Origin of the sequence: Inquilinus ginsengisoli, assembly GCF_031453975.1 — a bacterium.
In the GTDB taxonomy this organism is placed as follows: Bacteria; Pseudomonadota; Alphaproteobacteria; order DSM-16000; family Inquilinaceae; genus Inquilinus; species Inquilinus ginsengisoli_A.
Genome location: NZ_JAVDPW010000014.1, coordinates 77204 through 94962, shown reverse-complemented (window position 1 = coordinate 94962; position 17759 = coordinate 77204). Strand labels below are relative to the sequence as shown.

General features: G+C 70.2%; 15 protein-coding genes. 4 read left to right on the top strand and 11 right to left on the bottom strand.

The annotated features are described in order from the left end of the window. Window positions 1-53: 53 nt before the first annotated feature. Together gltX and recA are read right to left on the bottom strand one after the other, a co-directional pair. Entirely contained in the window at window positions 54-1433 is a 1380-nt protein-coding gene (gltX, locus tag E9232_RS31840; protein WP_309801187.1) for a glutamate--tRNA ligase, read from the bottom strand. Window positions 1434-1516: 83 nt separating this feature from the next. Next, window positions 1517-2593, bottom strand: a complete 1077-nt coding sequence (recA, locus tag E9232_RS31835; protein WP_441722951.1) for a recombinase RecA — start codon at window positions 2591-2593, stop codon at window positions 1517-1519. Between the two features lie 168 nt (window positions 2594-2761). Between recA and E9232_RS31830 the strand changes: the two genes are divergently transcribed. Next, window positions 2762-3622 carry an AraC family transcriptional regulator gene (locus E9232_RS31830; RefSeq protein ID WP_309801184.1) on the top strand — a complete coding sequence of 287 codons (861 nt, stop codon included), beginning with the start codon at window positions 2762-2764 and terminating at the stop codon, window positions 3620-3622. A gap of 55 nt (window positions 3623-3677) precedes the next feature. On the opposite strand, the gene E9232_RS31825 is transcribed toward E9232_RS31830, so the two are convergent. The 4 genes from E9232_RS31825 to E9232_RS31810 all read right to left on the bottom strand — a co-directional run bounded on the left by E9232_RS31825 (window position 3678) and on the right by E9232_RS31810 (window position 7565). Beyond that, complete coding sequence (locus tag E9232_RS31825; RefSeq protein ID WP_309801182.1) at window positions 3678-4337, bottom strand: hypothetical protein; 660 nt, start codon at window positions 4335-4337, stop codon at window positions 3678-3680. A gap of 214 nt (window positions 4338-4551) precedes the next feature. Further along, complete coding sequence (gene dksA, locus E9232_RS31820; RefSeq protein ID WP_309801322.1) at window positions 4552-4971, bottom strand: RNA polymerase-binding protein DksA; 420 nt, start codon at window positions 4969-4971, stop codon at window positions 4552-4554. 597 nt (window positions 4972-5568) lie between these two features. Then, window positions 5569-6651, bottom strand: coding sequence for an aldo/keto reductase (locus E9232_RS31815; protein ID WP_309801180.1), 1083 nt, complete (start codon window positions 6649-6651; stop codon window positions 5569-5571). Window positions 6652-6728: 77 nt separating this feature from the next. Continuing rightward, window positions 6729-7565, bottom strand: coding sequence for an SDR family NAD(P)-dependent oxidoreductase (locus tag E9232_RS31810; RefSeq protein ID WP_309801177.1), 837 nt, complete (start codon window positions 7563-7565; stop codon window positions 6729-6731). Window positions 7566-7719: 154 nt separating this feature from the next. Between E9232_RS31810 and E9232_RS31805 the strand changes: the two genes are divergently transcribed. Next, entirely contained in the window at window positions 7720-8619 is a 900-nt protein-coding gene (locus E9232_RS31805; RefSeq protein ID WP_309801174.1) for an AraC family transcriptional regulator, read from the top strand. Between the two features lie 24 nt (window positions 8620-8643). On the opposite strand, the gene E9232_RS31800 is transcribed toward E9232_RS31805, so the two are convergent. The 5 genes from E9232_RS31800 to E9232_RS31780 form a co-directional block, all read right to left on the bottom strand. Continuing rightward, the gene (locus E9232_RS31800; RefSeq protein WP_309801172.1) at window positions 8644-10089 is read right to left on the bottom strand and encodes a CehA/McbA family metallohydrolase; all 1446 of its coding nucleotides are present in this window, start codon (window positions 10087-10089) and stop codon (window positions 8644-8646) included. Next, window positions 10086-11198, bottom strand: coding sequence for an ABC transporter ATP-binding protein (locus E9232_RS31795; RefSeq protein WP_309801171.1), 1113 nt, complete (start codon window positions 11196-11198; stop codon window positions 10086-10088). Before E9232_RS31795 ends, E9232_RS31800 begins: the two co-directional genes overlap by 4 nt. Window positions 11199-11214: 16 nt before the next feature. Next, on the bottom strand, window positions 11215-12039 hold the full coding sequence (locus tag E9232_RS31790) for a carbohydrate ABC transporter permease (protein WP_309801169.1): 825 nt from the start codon (window positions 12037-12039) through the stop codon (window positions 11215-11217). Between the two features lies 1 nt (window position 12040). After that, entirely contained in the window at window positions 12041-12955 is a 915-nt protein-coding gene (locus E9232_RS31785) for a carbohydrate ABC transporter permease (RefSeq protein ID WP_309801167.1), read from the bottom strand. 139 nt (window positions 12956-13094) lie between these two features. Next, the gene (locus E9232_RS31780; protein WP_309801166.1) at window positions 13095-14453 is read right to left on the bottom strand and encodes an extracellular solute-binding protein; all 1359 of its coding nucleotides are present in this window, start codon (window positions 14451-14453) and stop codon (window positions 13095-13097) included. A 274-nt stretch (window positions 14454-14727) separates the two neighbouring features. On the opposite strand from E9232_RS31780, the gene E9232_RS31775 reads away from it, so the two are divergent. After that, window positions 14728-15777 (top strand): LacI family DNA-binding transcriptional regulator, encoded by a 1050-nt coding sequence (locus E9232_RS31775; RefSeq protein WP_309801164.1) that lies wholly within the window; start codon window positions 14728-14730, stop codon window positions 15775-15777. A gap of 26 nt (window positions 15778-15803) precedes the next feature. After that, window positions 15804-17759: a DUF5054 domain-containing protein gene (locus tag E9232_RS31770; RefSeq protein WP_309801162.1), complete on the top strand. Its 1956-nt coding sequence runs from the start codon at window positions 15804-15806 to the stop codon at window positions 17757-17759.

Here is a 17759-nt window from a genome sequence, read left to right as displayed (position 1 = left end):
GCCGGCGGGGTGCCGCCAAGGGGGGCCGGGTTAAGATTTGGTATGCCGGGACGTCATGCCGCGCGGCCGGCCAGCCGCGCCGCCACCCGCTCCCGCCCGATCAGCGGCAGCAGGCCGCGCAGTTCGGGGCCGTGGTCGAGCCCGGTCAGCGCCAGGCGCAAGGTCAGGAACAGCGGCTTGCCCTTGATCCCGGTGCGGTCGCGCACCGCCGCGGTCCATTCGCCCCAGGTGGCGTCGCCCCAGGGCTCCGGCGGCAGCACCGCGGCCGCGGCCTCGAGCAGCGCGGCGTCGGCGACGACCGGCCCGACCGGCCCGGTCACCACCCGCCACCAGCCGGCGGCATCGTCCAGGCGCTGCAGGTTCGGGCGCAGAACCGCCCAGGCCGCCTCGTCCACCGCGCCGAGACCGAGGGCGGCGAGCCGGTCGCGCACCGCCGCATAGGGCGTCTCGTGCAGGATGCGGCTGTTGAGGCGCTGCAGCTCGGCCGGGTCGAAGCGCGGGGTGGTGCGGGAGAATTTGGCGAAGTCGAATTCCGCCGCCAGCTGGCCGAGCGACAGCCGCGGCTCGATCGGGTCGGAGGTGCCGAGCTTGGCCAGCAGGCTGGCCACCGCCATCGGCTCGATGCCCTCGCCGCGCAGGCTGCGCAGCGACAGGCTGCCGAGGCGCTTGGACAGGCCGTGGCCCTCGGCGTCGGCGATCAGCGAGGTGTGGGCATAGCTGGGCGGAACGGCGCCCAGCGCCTCGGCCAACTGGATGTGCATCGCGGTGTTGGCGACATGGTCCTCGCCGCGCACCACCAGGGTAATGCCCATCTCGGCGTCGTCGACCACCGAGCCGATGTGGTAGAGCGCCCGTCCATCCTCGCGCACCAGCACGGGGTCGGAGATGTCGCGGCCCTCGAAATGGACCCGGCCGCGGACCTTGTCCTGCCATTCGACCGGCCCATCCGCCATCCGGAAGCGCCAATGCGGCCGGTGGCCCTCGGCCTCCAGCCGGGCGCGGTCGGCGTCGGTCAGGGCCAAAGCGGCGCGGTCGTAGAGCGGCGGCAGGCCGCGGGCCAGCAGGCTCTTGCGCTTGAGCTCCAGCTCCTCCGCCGTCTCGTAGCAGGGGTAGAGCCGGCCGGACTGCTTGAGCCGGTCGAGCGCCGCCTGATAGCGGCCGGTGCGGTCGGACTGGCGCGAGAAGCCGTCCCAGCCGAGGCCGAGCCAGAGCAGGTCCTGCTCGATCGCCGCGGCGAATTCGGCGCTGCCCCGTTCGGTGTCGGTGTCGTCGAGCCGCAGCAGGAAGCGGCCGCCCGAGGCGCGGGCGGCGAGCCAGCAGACCAGGGCGGTGCGGACATTGCCGACATGCAGCAGGCCGGTCGGGCTGGGGGCGAAGCGGGTGACGATCGGGGTCGGGTCGGTCGCAGGCAGAGCAATCATGGGCTGGGACATAGCACGATCCGCGCGGCAACGGAAAAGGCCCGGAAACCCGGGCCTTCTCTGTCGCAAATCCGTCGGGAGCAGCCCGGCGCGGATCACTCCTCGGCGGCGTCGCCCTCGTCGGGGCCGCCCGTCGCCATCATCTTGTCGGAGACCAGCCCGGCATTGCCGCGGATCTTGGCCTCGACCGTCTTCGCCACCTCGGGATTGTCGCGCAGGAAGACCTTGGCGTTCTCGCGGCCCTGGCCGATGCGCTGGCCGTCATGGGAGAACCAGGCGCCCGACTTCTCGACCACCCCGGCCTGGACGCCGAGGTCGAGCAGTTCGCCGGTCTTCGAGATGCCTTCGCCGTACATGATGTCGAATTCGACGACGCGGAACGGCGGCGCCATCTTGTTCTTCACCACCTTGACCCGGGTCTGGTTGCCGGTGACGGTCTCGCGGTCCTTGATCGCGCCGATGCGGCGGATGTCGAGCCGGACCGAGGAGTAGAACTTCAGCGCGTTGCCGCCGGTCGTCGTCTCCGGGTTGCCGAACATCACGCCGATCTTCAGCCGGATCTGGTTGATGAAGACGACCAGGGTGTTGGAGCGCGAGATCGAGCCGGTGAGCTTGCGCATCGCCTGGCTCATCAGCCGCGCCTGCAGGCCGGGCTGGCTGTCGCCCATCTCGCCCTCGAGCTCGGCCCGCGGCACCAGCGCGGCGACCGAGTCGATCACGATCACGTCGATCGCGCCGGAGCGGACCAGCGTGTCGGTGATCTCCAGCGCCTGTTCGCCGGCATCGGGCTGCGAGATCAGCAGCTCGTCGATGTTGACGCCCAGCTTGCGGGCATAGCCGGGGTCCAGCGCATGTTCCGCGTCGACATAGGCGCAGGTGCCGCCGGCCTTCTGCGCCTCGGCCACGACATGCAGCGCCAGAGTGGTCTTGCCCGAGCTTTCCGGGCCGTAGATCTCGATGATCCGGCCCTTCGGCAGCCCGCCGATGCCGAGCGCGATGTCGAGGCCCAGCGAGCCGCTCGAGATCACCTCGGCCTCGACCTGGGGCCGTGCCCCGAGCTTCATCACCGACCCCTTGCCGAAGGCGCGTTCGATCTGGGTCAGGGCGGCTTCAAGCGCCTTGGTCTTGTCCATCGGGGCTCTTTCCACAACACGGAGAGTCGGGATCGACATCACCTGTCCCTTTCCAGTTGCATGGCGCCGCGGCCACGTCAATGCAGTCCTTGTACACGTTTTGTTCACGCCGAGCAATACGCCTTGTACAGCCCCCTTCCGCAACCGGAACTTCGCAAGCAGGATCAAGGCGTACCGGGCTAGCACTGGGACCGGGAGAACGAATCGATGCCGAAGGACGCCACGCTCGACCGCCACCTTGCCCGCATCCAGCGGGTGATCGACCACATCGCCGACCATCTCGACGACCCGATCGATCTCGACCGGCTGGCGGCGGTCGCCTGCTTCTCGCCTTACCATTTCCACCGGGCCTACCGGTACCTGCTGGGCGAGACGGTGGCCGATACGGTGCGGCGGCTGCGGCTGCATCGCGCGGCGGGCACCCTGCTGGAAGCCGAGACGGCGATGGCGACGGTCGCCCGCCGCGCCGGCTACGGCAGCACCGCCGCCTTCAGCCGCGCCTTCGCCGGCGCCTATGGCCGGCCGCCGGGCGCCTATCGCAACACGCGCCGGTCGTTCCCCTTCGCCCCAACCGAAGGAGATACCATCATGCCCGACGTGACCTGCCGCACCCTGGCGCCGATCCGAGTCGCCGCCGTGCGGCACACCGGCCCCTATCTGGAGATCGGCCGCAGCTTCGACACCCTGGTGGCCTGGGCCCGCGCCCGCCAGCTGCTGGGGCAGGCCACCCGCAGCCTGGGCCTCTACCACGACGACCCGGGGGCGGTCGCCGCCGCCGACCTGCGCGCCGATGCCTGCCTGGAGGTGCCCGAGGGCATCGCGGCGGAGGACGGCGTCGCCATCCTGACCGTCGCCGGCGGCCCCTATGCCGTGCTGCGGCACACCGGCCCCTATGCCGAGCTGGAGCGGTCCTACGCCTGGCTGTACCGGACCTGGCTGCCGACCAGCGGCGCCGAGCCGGCGGAAGCGCCGATCTTCGAGGAGTACCTAAACGACCCGCGCACGACTCCGGCCGCGGAGCTCGTTACCGACATCCACCTGCCGATCCGGTCGATGCCGGAGGGCTGAGGCTGGAAAAAATGCGGCCCGGGACGCCGGATGGCGCCCTGGGCCGGAACGGGCCTCAGTACAGGTCGAGCAGCCGGTCGGTGGCGAGCGGCAGGGTGTCGTTCGGCTTGCAGGTCACCGCCTGCTGCCAGGTGCCAGCCGCGGTGGAGGCGAAGGAGCCGACCGGTCGCGGGCCAGCGGATTCCTCCGGGACCGAGACCGGGTTGGGGCCGGTGGGGACGCCGATCGTCGCGAAGGCCGGCACCCGCTGCGGCGGCGCGCCCGCGGCCACCGGGACGGCGGCGTAGGGAATGTAGGTGTTGTCGTCCGCCGCGTTGTCGGCAGGCCCGCTGGCCCGGCGCGTGGCACGGCGGTCGCGGTGGCCGGAGACCGGCGCCATTGCCACGACCCCGCCGGGGAACCGCGAAGCAGCGGTGGCCGGGACCACATAGGGCGCGTTCCGCGCCGCCGGAGTCGCGGCGCCCGGCGCGGAGACGGGCATCGCGGCCCCGGGCGTCAGGCCGACCGGCTGGCCGGGGGCCGACGCTTCGGCCGGATAGCATTTCGGTACCGCCAGGCACTGGAAGGTCGCGCCCTTCCGGCCATCGATCACGTCCTCGGCCTTGAACACGGCCAGGCGGTTGATCTTGGCGCATTGCGAATTGGCGTAGATGGCGGCCTGATCCGCACTGTTGATGAAACCCGCATAGTCGACGCGGGTCTCCTTCGGACTCACCGGATCGATCCCGCAGGCCGAGACAGCGAGAAGAGCGGCGATAAGCGCTGCGCCACGATACATCGAAAACCCTCGATCTGAATGCCCCGCCGGCACCTTAGCACGAGCCGGGGCCGAGGCGGAGGTGCGAACGCGCGTTTCGACCGCGAAGACCGGAAACGGCCCTCCGGAGACGGCGAAGACGAGAACGGCGCCTTTCGGCGCCGTGTGCGGATCAATCGTCGCGGTGGGTACGCTCCAGCCGCTCGTGGCGCTCCTGCGCCTCGAGGCTCAAGGTCGCCGTCGGGCGCGCCTCCAGCCGCTTGACGCCGATCGGCTCGCCCGTCTCCTCGCAGAAGCCGTAGCTGCCGTCCTCGATCCGGCGCATCGCCGAATCGATCTTGGACAGGAGCTTGCGCTCGCGGTCGCGGGTCCTGAGCTCAAGCGAGCGGTCGGTCTCGGCGGAGGCCCGATCGGTCAGATCCGGCTCCTGGATGCCGCCATCCTGCAGGCTGCTCAGGGTCGCGTTGGATTCGGCGAGGAGCTCGGCCCGCCACTTCAGAAGCTTTCGCCGGAAGTACTCCAGCATCATCGGATTCATGAAGTCTTCGTCATCCGACGGATGATAATCCGGAGGCAGAAGCATCGCTGTCATCGCAAACAACCACTCACTGTCTGACGTGCCGGCCTTCTCCGGGCCTGGGCGGCGCGGAGTATAGGGAGACGCTAGGTCGGAAACAATCGAAACGATGCGCGGATCGAATTCTATAACCCGCTGATTTTCCACGACTTTGAACGACCACACAAAATCCGTTGCCCCCGGATGCCGCTTCGCTCCGCCGCATCGGGGCGCCGCGGCGGCCTGCGGTCGGAATTCGGACCGATGGTCGCATTGCGGCATGCGGCGCCCTGATACCGCCGAACGGGGCAGGAACGCAAGGGGATCAGAGTGTGGCGGAAATCCGATCCGCCATGCGCGGCGCGAAAGGCGCCGGCGAAGGCGTCGGTTTCCGCATGGGAAGAGGCGTGGTTTCAGCGCCCGATCGAGGATCGGCGCGGATCACAGACGCCTGCCGTAGAGGCCGTTCGCCGAGATGTGCGCTCGGTGGAACGGCGGCTGCCGGCAGCTCCGGCCTACTTCTCCGGCAGCCGGATCGACCGGCCGAAGAAGATCACCACGGCGCAGCCGATCCCATCGAGATCCAGGGAATTCCGGTATTGGGCCGCCCGGCAAGCCCGGGCGCAGGCCCCGTCAGTAACGGGTCGCGGTCCGGGTCAGCAGCGGATAGGCCGTGGTCTGCAGGCCGTCGACCTTCGCCCCGGCAAAGGCCAGATTCGGCGCCAGCAGCCGGTTGATGTCGGCCGGGAACGCCAGGCTGGGCTTCGAGGCCTCGTCCAGCGCCGCGACCTGGGCGTCGGTCAGCGTGATGTCGAGGGCCGCGATGTTGGCCTGCAGCTGGTCGATCCGCCGCGCGCCGATCAGAGTCGAGGCCACGCCCGGCCGTCCCTGCACCCAGGCCAGCGCCACCGCCGCCGGGCTGGCCTCCTGCTCCGCGGCCACGGCCTTGACCGCATCGATGATGAGATGGTCGCGCTCGGCCGGCATGCCGACCAGGGCCGCCCGGTCGGAGGTCACGGTGCCGGCGTTCTCGCGGCTGTACTTGCCCGACAGCCAGCCGCCCTTCAGGGGGCTCCACGGCATCACGCCCAGGCCCAGCTCCTGCGCCATCGGCGTCAGCTCGCCTTCGACCGTGCGCTGCAGCAGGGAGTATTCGATCTGCAGCGCGATCAGCGGCGCCCAGCCGCGGAACTGGGCGATGGCCTGGGCCTGGGCCACCTTCCAGGCCGGCACGTCGGAGATGCCGAGATAGCGGACCTTGCCGGCCGCCACCAGGTCGTCCATCGCCCGCAGCGTCTCCTCGATCGGCGCCGTGCGATCCCAGTTGTGCAGCCAGTAGAGGTCGATGTAGTCGGTCTGCAGCCGGCGCAGCGACTGGTCGCACTGCTCCATGATCGCCTTGCGCCCGGCCCCGCCGCCATTGGGGTCGCCGAGATAGAGGTTGCCGAAGAACTTGGTGGCGATGACGGCGCGGTCGCGCCGGCCTTTCCGCTGGGCAAAGAAGTCGCCGATGATCTTCTCGGAATGGCCAAGGGTGTAGATGTTGGCGGTGTCGATGAAGTTGCCGCCGCGTTCGAGGTATTCCGTCAGGATCGCCTCGGCCTCGGCCGGGCTCGACCCCCAGCCCCATTCCTCGCCGAAGGTCATGGTGCCCAGGCAGAACGGGCTGACGCGCAGGCCGGAGCGGCCGAGGCTGACATAGGAATTGAGTGACATGACGGGTCTCTTCGATCGCTGAGGGGGGACCGGCGGCCCCGAGCGGGCCGCGCGGATGCGTGGGGATGGATCGGCCGCTAGGTGGCGTAGTCGGTGCCGACGGACAGCGACCGCCAGCGGTCGAGTTCGGTGCGCAGGCTGGCCAGCTTGGCCTCGGCCGCGGCGACGGCGATCGACCCGGCGGCGAAGCGCAGCGGCGGCTCGGCCTCGCCCGACAGCAGCACAAGCGCGTCGGCCAGCTTCTCGGGATCGCCCGGCTGCTGCCCGTCGCGCTGTTCGAAGGACGTGTGGAGCCGGGCCCGCCGGTCGTCGTAATCGGCCACGGTCCTGTCGCCGAAGCGGAGCGAGTCGCCGGAGAGGAAGTCGGTGCGGAACGCGCCCGGCTCGACGATGGTCAAGAACAGCCCGAACGGGGCGATTTCCTTCGCCAGGGATTCCGAGTAGCCTTCGAGGGCGAATTTGCTGGCGCAGTACAGCGAGGCCAGCTCCCCTCCGGCGAAGCCGCCGATCGACGAGATGTTGAAGATCCGCCCCCGGCGCGCGGACCGCATCGCCGGCAGCGCCGCCCAGCTGACGTTGAACACCCCGAACAGGTTGGGGGCGAACTGGGCCCGGACGTCCTGCATGGACACCTCTTCGAAGAAGCCGAGATGGCCGTATCCGGCATTGTTCACCAGCACGTCGATGCCGCCGAAGCGCGACACCGCGGCAGCGACCGCATCCTCCGCCTGGTCCAGGCTGGTGACGTCGAGTTCGACCGCCAGCAGCCGGTCGCCGTCCGGTCCCAGACTGTCGCTGACCGCGGCCCGGTTGCGGCCCGAGGCCACGACGCGGTCGCCGGCCCGCAGGGCGGCCTTCGCGATCTGGACGCCGAGCCCGCGGCCGGCGCCCGTGACAAACCATGTTTTCGGCATCGCCGACTCCATCGCTACGGAGCCTTCATGGGATCATGCGGCGACCCGGCGGCGGTAGATCGATGCGCCCGCATTCTTGTACGATCCTGCCAACCATGAGCGTATCATGCGGTTGCGGCTTGTGCTTTGCGCGGCGTGCTGGCGGAATGGCGCCATGGAACCGCTCGCCGAACTGCGCTCGCTGATCACCCGCCACGCCGTCCCCGGCAGCATGGCCACGCCCCTTCCCGGCGTCCGGGTGATGGCGTCGCCCGTCACCACCGAGCCGGTCCTGCACGTCTCGGAACCGGCCTTCGGCGTGATCGTCCAGGGCGCGAAGCGGACGGTGCTGGGCGGCAGGGTGTTCGAATACGGCGCGGGCCAGCACATGGTGGTGTCGCTCGACCTGCCGCTGACCGGCCATGTCACTCGGGCCAGCGCCGAAGAGCCGTTCCTGGCCTTCGGCATGGCGCTGCATCCGGCCACCATCGCCGCCCTGCTGCTCGAGATGGATGGCGACGACCGCTTCGCCGCCGAATCTCCCGCCATGGCCGTCAGCCACGCCCCGCCCGAACTGCTCGAGGCCTGTGTGCGACTGCTGCGCCTGCTGGACCGCCCGCAGGATGCCGCCATGCTGCGCCCGATGATCGAACGCGAGATCCTGTGGCGGCTGCTGACCGGCGGGCATGGCGCCATGCTGCGCCAGATCGGCCTGGCCGACAGCCGCCTGTCGCAGGTCGGCCGGACCATCCGCTGGATCCGCACCCATTATGCCGAGATCTTCCGGATCGAGGATCTGGCCCGGGTGGCGGGGATGAGCACCACGTCGCTGCACCGACATTTCCGCGGCGTGACCACCATGAGCCCGCTGCAGTTCCAGAAGCAGATCCGGCTGCAGGAGGCCCGCGCCCGGCTGCTGGCGGCGGCCGAGGACGTCGCCAGCGTGGGCTTCAGCGTCGGCTATGACAGCCCGTCGCAGTTCAGCCGCGAATACCGCCGCCTGTTCGGCGCCCCGCCGGGCCGGGACGCGGCCCGGCTGCGGCAGATCCCGGCGCTGGAGCGCAGCGTGACCTGAGGGCGAAACCATCCGAGGCTGGCGTCAGCCCGGCCTGGTCCCGCGGTCGACATAGACCGGATTGCTCAGCGCCCGGCGCAGCGGCTGGGTGGCGATGTCCTGGCGGGTGACGCCGGCGGGCAGGCTACGCCCCTGCAGCGCCTGCAGGAATTCGGCCTCGAGCCGGTCGCGGCTGGCCTCGGCGACGATCTCGGCACGCAGGAAGCGGTCCGGCGACGGCAGGGTCAGGCGGGCGGTCCAGCGGTCCTCCGGGATCTCCTGCTCGGCGACGATGCCGCCGGCGTCGACCCAGACCAGCCGGTCGCCGGCCGCGCCGCGGATCTCCGCCTCCACCATCCACTCGCCCTCGCCGGGATGGGACCCGCCCATCGGCACGCCGTCGGCGGTGATGCTGAGATGCGGCCCGTCCGGCCCTTCGGTGACATAGCCGCGGCCAGCCCGCACAGCCCGCAGCACAGCAGCCTCCGACAGCTCCGGCAGCCACAGCGCCGTGGTCGGCCGGCCGAGCCCGAGCGGCCCGGGCGGCGCCAGCGCGGCCGGCTGGTGCCAGTCGCTGCCGCCGATCAGCGAGATGCGCCACCCGGCCCGCAGCCGCTCGTCATAGCGCGCCAGCGAGATCCAGTTGCCGGTGAACCAGTGCGACTGCCAGACCTCCATGCAGTCCAGCATCGGCAGCTCGTGCCGCCACGGAATCGGCGGCTTGTCGTGGTTGATCGACAGCAGCCCACCGGCGCGGTGGACCATGGCCGCCAGCCGGTGCGCATCGGCCGGCGCCGTCATCCGGAAGTCGATCCAGGAATCGGCGCCGAACACGTTGGCGTGGCCCGCGGCCGTGGTGACCTCCTCGCCACGGATGAAGACGAGGTCCTTGCTGCTTCTCGGCGCGAAATAGCGGCGCTGGGTGATGGTGTTGTGATCGGTCACCGCCAGGAAGCGCAGGCCCGCCCGCCGCGCCGCCTCATGCAGCACCTCCGGCGCGCCCTTGGCGTCGCTGTGATGGGTGTGGCAGTGCAGGTCGCCGCGATACCAGCCGGGGATGGGGTCGTCGACCTCCGCCGCCGGTTCGGGCGACCACAGCGGCCGCGCTGCGTCGTCGAGCTGGATCGACAGCGCCACCTCGGCACCGCCGGACGGCACCCGGTACAGGCCGAGCAGGATGGTCCAGGCGCCGGGCGGGATCGGGCCTGGGACATAGCCGGGGGTGGCGTCGTCGGTGGCGACGAAGAAGCTGTCGCGGGCGCCGCCGCTCCAGCCGCGGAAGCCGGCCGGGCTGGGGAAGCCGGTGGCCCGCGGATCCATCAGGCCGAGGTCGATGATGCAGTCGCCGGCCTTGGCATAGGCCATGGCGACGTCGATCCGGGTGGTGCCCGCCGGGATCTCGACCGGCACCGGCAGATAGGGCCCGGCCGCCGCATCCGCCGCCGTCACCCGGACGGTCAGCGCCTGGTCGTGCCGGCCGGCGAAGCTCACCGCGCCCCCTCCTCTACCCCCGGGATCCGCCGGCCCTCGGCGTCGAACATCACCGCATCCTCGGGCCGGAAACCGAGCCGCACGTCGCGGCCGAGCTGGATCGGGTCGTCGCCGAAGATCCGGGCGGTGACGCGGCGGTCGCCCGACATCAGCATGGTCACCAGGCTTTCCGGCCCCATGCCCTCATTGGCGAACAGCCCGCCCGACAGGCGCCAGCCCGGCTCGTCGCCCGCGATGCGCAGATGCTCCGGCCGGATGCCGAGGGTGACGCGGCCGTTGCGGTCGATCGCCCGGGCCAGCGCGTCCCACAGCGGCAGCGGCGGCGCCTGCAGCCCCTCCGCCACCAGGATCGCGGCGCCGTCGCGCAGGGTGGCCTCGGCTGGCACCAGGTTCATCGGCGGGTTGCCGACGAAGCCGGCGACGAAGGTGGTGGCCGGGCGGCGATACACCTCCAGCGGCGGGGCGTACTGCACCACCTCCCCCGCCTCCATCACCGCGATCCGGGTGGCCAGCGCCATGGCCTCGGCCTGGTCGTGGGTGACGTAGACCGCGGTCATGCCGATGTCGCGCTGCAGGTGGTTCAGGAAGGCTCGCGCTTCCAGCCGCAGCTTGGCGTCGAGGTTGGAGAGCGGTTCGTCGAACAGGTAGACCTGGGACGGGTGGACCAAAGCGCGGGCCAGCGAGGCGCGCTGCTGCTGGCCGCCGGAGATCTGCGACGGCAGCCGGTCGAGCAGATGGCCGATCTGCAGGATGTCGGCCACCTCCTGGGTCCGGCCGCGCCGCGCTTCCACCGGGGCGCCGCGCACCTTCAGGGGATAGCCGATGTTCTGGCCCAGCGACATGTGGGGGTACAGCGCGTAGTCCTGGAACACCATCGACAGGTTGCGGTCCTTCGGCGGCTTGTGGGTGACGTCGGCGCCGCCGATCAGGATGCGGCCGGCGGTCGGCTGTTCCAGCCCCGCCACCATGCGCAGCGTCGTGGTCTTGCCGCAGCCGGACGGCCCGAGCAGGCAGACGAAGTCGCCGTCGCCGATGTCGAGGCTGATGTCGCGCACGACCGTGAGGGTGCCGAAGGCCTTCTGCACGCCCTCGAAGCTGACCGAAGCCATCAGAACTCCCGCACTGTCATGATTTGATGCCGCCGAAGAACCGGAACCCGAACTTCCAGCTGACGAAGAGGTAGAGGGCCACCACCGGCGCCGAATAGACTACGGCATAGGCGGCCAGCAGGGTGACGATCGGGGTGCCAGCCTCGGAGTAGTAGGAATAGATCGCGAGCGAGGCCGGCATCCGGGATTCGCTGCGCAGCAGGACGAAGGGGATCAGGAAGCTGCCCCAGATCTGCACGAAGGCCCACACCGCCACCACCACCACGCCGGGGCGGATCACCGGCAGGGCGACGTCGAAGAAGGCGCGCAGCGGCGAGGCGCCGGCCACCAGGGCCGATTCCTCATAGGTGCGCGGCAGCCCGTCGATGAAGTCGCGCAGGATGAACATCGCGGTCGGCAGCAGGCCGCCGGCGAAGACCAGGATGACGGCGATGTGGGTGTCGATCAGGCCGATGGCGCTGACGATCAGGAAGATCGGCACCATCGCGGCGGAGCCCGAGACCACGGAGGAGAACAGCAGCAGCAGATAGGTGATCGGGCCCTTGCCCGGGATCGGCGCCCGCGACATGGCATAGGCCGCCAGCGTCGCTGCGGCCGTCACCAGGGCGACGCCGCCGACGCTCTGGATCAGGCTGTTCAGCAGGGCCCGCATGGCGAAGCCGTTGTCGAAGGCCTTGGTGAAGTTGGCCAGGGTGAACGGATCGGGCACCGCCAGGCCGAGCTCCGCCCGGGCGTTGAACGGCGCCAGCACGAACCAGAGAAGCGGCAGGGCGAAGACCAGGCCGATCAGCGCGGCCACGCCGGAGAACAGGATGCGGATCACCAGCTTGCGCAGCGGCATCTCAATGCTCCCGCACCGCCCGGCGCCGCCGCGCCAGGCCGAGATAGACCAGGGCGAAGGCCAGGTTGATCAGCATGATGACGACGCCGACCGCGGCGCCGCGGCCGAATTCGAAATGCTTGAAGGCCAGCTGGTAGGTGTAGATCGACAGGATCTCGGTGCGGAAGGACGGGCCGCCGGCGGTCAGCAGGAAGGGCGTGAACACGTTGAAGGTCCACATCGTCACCAGGATCAGGTCGGTGACGACATGCCCGCGGATCAGCGGCAGGGCGATGTCGCGCAGCTTCTGCCAGGACGAGGCGCCGACCACGTTGGCGGTCTCGAAATAGCTCGGCGGGATCGACTGCAGGGCCGAGGAGAACAGCATCATCGAGAAGGCGGTGCCGCGCCAGGTGTTGAACGCCACGATCGCCAGGAACGGCATGTCCAGCAGCCAGTCGGCGCCGGGCAGGCCGAGCGTGTGCAGCACGCCGTTGAGGGTGCCGGCGTCGCGGTCGAGATAGGCGAACCAGGCGAAGCCGATCACCACCTCGGGCAGGATCCAGGCCGCCACCACCGCCGCCTGGACCGCGGCCTTCAGGGCCGGCGGGATGTTCTGCAGCAGCCAGGCCAGCAAGAGGCCCAGCACCGCCTGGCCGACCAGGGCGGACAGCAGCACGAACTGGATGGTCAGGATCAGCGAGGCGCCGAATTCGCCGGGGGCGAAGAACGAGCTGCTGTCGAACAGCGAGGTGTAGTTCTGCAGCCCGACGAAATCGGGGTGCAGCGCGGTGCGGCCCAGCAGCGTCCGGTTGGTGAAGCTGACCGCGATGATCCAGAAGAACGGGACCACCACGAACAGCCCGACCAGCACCCCGGCCGGCACCATGAACGCCGCCCCGGTGCGGGCGGTCAGCAGGGTGGCGCGCTTCATCATGGAGTCTCCCCGCCCGTCGCAGGAGGGGTTGGCGGCGTAGGTTGGGTTCGCGTCGGCGAACCCAACACCCATCCCCCCGAACCGGCGCCGATGTTGGGTTCGCGTCCGCGAACCCAACCTACGAAGCGGGGCCTCACCCTCAGCTCTTGCTGACGGTGTTGGCGTCGCCGACGATCTTCTTCACCGCCACGCCGTAGCGGGCCATCGCTTCCTCCGGCGTGGCGTTGCCGGAGACCACGGCTTCGGTCATGCGCTGCGCCTCGGCCGAGACCTTGTCGTAGTTCGGGTCGTTCGGCCGCGCCGTGGTGATCGGCATCAGCGCCTTGGCGGTCTGCTGCAGGAAGGCGGAGTTCGGCACCGGCACGTCGTCGCGGATGCGGATCCGCTCCTCGAAGCCCTGATAGGCTGTCAGCGCCTTCTGGCTGTTCATGAAGGACAGCAGCGCCCAGGCCTGCTTCGGATTGGCGGTGTTCGGGTTCAGCACGAAGCCGGTGCCGCCGGAGATGGTGACGAAGTCGCGCCCGTCCAGCCCGCGGCCGGCGCCCTCGGCCGGGATCTTGGCCCAGCCCATGGTGTGGTCGCGATCGGCCACGGCAAACTCGCTGCCGGGTGCGGTGACCGAGCGGTAGAACCAGTCGCCCTCGACCAGCATCGCGGTCTTGCCGTCGCGGAAATTGGCGAAGCTGCGGTTGCGGCCATCGGCCAGCAGCTGCGCCCGCTGGTCGCCCAGCTGCTCGTCGACATAGATCGTCTTGTACAGCTTCAGCGCCGCCAGGATCGCCGGGCTGGCGGTGATCCATTTGCCGTCCTTGTCCTGCAGCGCTTCGCCGGCGCCGAGCAGCAGCGGGTAGTAGCCCTGCATCGTCGTGGCCTCGCCCATCGAGACCCCGGCGTTGATCTGCAGCGGGAAACTGTCGGGAGCGGCCTTCTTCAGGGCGCGGGCGGTCGCCAGCAACTCGTCCCAGCTGGCCGGCTGCCAGCCATCGGCCTTCAGCCCGGCCTTCGCGAACAGGTCGCGGCGGTAGAAGATGACGCGGACATCGGTGCCCTCGGCCAGGCCGAAGCGCTTGCCCTGGTAGGACATCAGCGCCTGGGCGCCGGCCGAGATGTGCGGCCAGCCGTCCCAGCTGTCGACCTCCGATCCGGCGATCTCGTCGAGCGGCTTGAGCAGCCCGCCCTCGACGAAGCTGGGGATCAGGAAGCCGTCGAAGCTGGAAATGTCGGCGCCGGCCCCGGTCGAGAAGTCGAGCGCCAGCTGCTGGGTCAGCTGCTCATCGGTGCCGCCGAACTGCTTCAGCGTGACGGTGTCGCCGGCTCCGGCGGAGGTCTTGGCGTATTCGGGAATCACCCAGCCCTTGATCCAGCGGGCCAGTTCGGCGTTCACGCCGCCATCGATGCAGCGGCAGACGATCGACAGGTCGGCGGCCCGGGCCGGCGCACCCCAGGACAGGGTGGCGGCGAGGCCGATGGCGAGCAGTCCCAGGCGATGTGCGGTCATGCGCTCTCTCCTCCCATGGCGGGCGCGTCCTTCGGTTCGGGACGCGGCCTTGGGCAAAAGTGAACACGCTTTCAATCCGTCGTCAACAGCGCTGCCACCACTCTTGGACGAGACGAGAATTCCCCATATTCGGCCCCTCGAGATTACCCACACTGCCCTCACATTGCCCAATCTGAGGGAAATTCGGCCGGGGCATACGGCCCGGCTTGACAGTCCGGCGGCCTCCGCCCCAGTCTTCGATGAAAGCGATTTCAATCGATCGGCAGAGGACCAGGTGGGAAGCGCGGACGGGACCCGGAAGGGGCAATCCATCGCCGAGATCGTGGCCGACCGGGCGCAGGTGTCGCGCGCCGCGGTGTCGCGCGCCTTCAATCCGAAGGCGCCACTGCGGGCCGACAAGCGGGCCCTGGTGCTGCAGATCGCCGAGGAGCTGAGCTACGTCCCCAACATGGCCGGCCGCGCCCTGGCCACCCAGCGGTCGCATCTGGTCGGCGTGATCGTGCCGCATGTCTGCAGCCCCTGGGAAGGCATTGAGATCGACGCGCTGACCACGGCGCTGCAGGCCCGCGGCTTCGCCACCCTGCTGTTCAAGACCCAGATCGACCGCAGCCTGGATCCCAAGCTGCTGTCCTACATGCGGGCCTATAATCCCGACAGTGTGGTGGTGTTCACCGAGAACGTGCCGCCGGACCAGTTGCACCGCGCCTTCGATCAGGCGGTGCCGGTCTATGTCGACTATCCCGACGAGGCCACCGACCCCGGCCCGCCGCCGGAATCGGCGATGAATCGCTTCGACTGCCTGCGGGTGCTGCAGCGCGACGGCATCGAGCAGGCGGTGGCGCTGCTGTCCGGCTTCGGCCGCAGGCGCATCGCCTATCTCGCCGGCCATCCCAAGGCCCAGGCCAATGTGGCGCGGCTGCGCACGCTGCAGCAGGTGCTGGCGGCGCGCGGCCTGCCGCCGGCCGCGGTGATCGAGGGCGATTTCAGCTACCAGCGCGGCTACGACGCCACGCTGGAGCTGTTCCGGGCCGGCCCCGGCGCCGAGGCGATCTTCGCCGCCAACGACGTCAGCGCCTTCGGCGCGCTCGACGCCCTGCGCCACAGCCTGGGCCTGCGCGTGCCCGACGCGGTCAGCGTCGTCGGCTTCGACGACATCGACCAGGCGGCGTGGCGCAGCTACGACCTGACCACCATCAAGATCGACGTCGAGGAGCGGGTCGCCGCCCTGGTGCGGCTGATCCTGCAGCGGCTGCAGCACCGCACCGCACCGCCCCTGACCGAGACGATCCGCACCAAGCTGGTCGTGCGCGGCACAGTGGGTTGACCCATTACGCCATCATGGACAGGACGATGACCGGCAGGACGATCCACCTCGTCTTCAAGACGCATCTCGACATCGGCTTCACTCATCTGGCCGAGACGGTGCGGCGCGAGTACCACGACGTCTTCATCCCCCGGGCGATCGACACCGGCGAGCACTTCTTCGCCGAGGACCCGGCCCAGCGCATGTTCGTGTGGACCACCGGCGCCTGGCTGATCTGGGACCATCTCGAGACCCAGCCGCGCGACAAGGTGCGGCGGCTGGAGCAGGCGATCGAGCGCGGCCTGATCCGCTGGCACGGCCTGCCCTTCACTACCCACACCGAGCTGATGTCCCCGGCCCTGTTCCGGGCCGGGCTGTCCTATTCCCAGGCGCTGGACCGCCGCTTCGGCACCACCACCATCGCCGCCAAGATGACCGATGTGCCGGGCCATCCGCTGGGCATCGTGCCGCTGCTGGCCGAGGCCGGCATCCGCTTCCTGCACATCGGCGTCAATTCGGCCTCGACCCTGCCCGAGGTGCCGCCCCTGTTCCGCTGGCGCGCGCCGTCGGGCGAGGAGGTGCTGGTGGCCTATCAGAGCAGCTACGGCGCCACCTTCTTCCCCGAGGGCATGGATGAGGGGCTGAGCTTCGCCCACACCATGGACAATGTCGGGCCGCAGAATATCGCCGCAGCCACCGAGTGCCACCGCGACCTGCGGGTGGCCCAGCCCGGCGACCTGATCCGGGCCTCGACCCTGGACGACTTCGCCGCGGCGATCTGGCCGCAGCGCGAGCGCTTCCCGCTGGTCGACCGCGAGATCGGCGACAGCTGGATCCATGGCAGCGCCACCGATCCGGAGAAGACCGCCCGCTTCCTGGCGCTGCAGCGGGTCTATGACCGCTTCGCCGGGGAAGACCTGACCGACAGCCGGCTGGATTTCGGGCGCCGGCTGGCGATGGTCGCCGAACACACCTGCGGCGTCGACATCAAGACCTTCCTGCGCGACGAGGCGGCCTGGGACCGGCCGGAGTTCGAGGCCGCCCGCCGCAGCGACCCGCGTTTCCGCTTCACCGAACGCTCCTGGGCCGAGCAGCGCGCCTATCTCGACGCCGCGATCGCGCCGCTGTCATCGGTCGACCGGCAGGTTGCAGATAAGGCCTTGGCCGAGCTGCAGCCGAACCAGCCGGCCGCCGGCGATACCCCATCGTCGACGGCCACCATCGACGCCCCGGTCGGCGACTGGCGCGTCGGCATCGATGCGGGCAGCGGGACAGTGACGACCGTGAGCACGCCGGACGGCCGCACGCTGGCCGGGATCGGCGGCAGCCTGATCGCCTATGCCTATGAGAGCTACGACGCAGCCGACGTCGCCGCCCATATGCAGGGCTACCTGACCAACTGGACCGAATGGGCGGTGCTCGACCACAACAAGCCGGGGCTGGACCGGGCAAAGACCGCGCGCTCCGCCATCTGGCGGCCGCGCCTCGCCGGGCTGGCGCAGGACGGGGACGCCCTGACCCTGTTGCTGGACCTGCCCGAGGAGGCGCATGCCGCGTTCGGCGCCCCGCGCCGGGCCGAACTGCGGCTGGCCCCGGCGGAGGACGAGCTCGAACTCGCTTTGGTGCTGCGCGACAAGCCGGCGAACCGGATGCCGGAGGCGAGCTTCCTGAGCTTCACCCCGGCCGGGGCCGAGAGCTGGGCGTTCCGCAAGATGGGCCTGTGGCAGCCGGCCGAGCGCATCACCCCCAAGGGCGGCGGCCAGCTGCAGGCAGTGTCCGGCATCCTGGCCCGGGGCGCCGACGGCGCCGCGATCGGGTTCGAATCGCTCGACGCGCCGCTGGCGGCCCCGGCCGCGTCGCCCTTCATGCCCTTCGCCCCCGGCCTGCCCGACTTCTCCGGCGGCGTGCGGATCAACCTGCATAACAACAAATGGGGCACCAACTTCCCGATGTGGTGCGAAGGGACCTTCCAGTTCCGCTTCCGGCTGCGCCTGGCGCGGTAG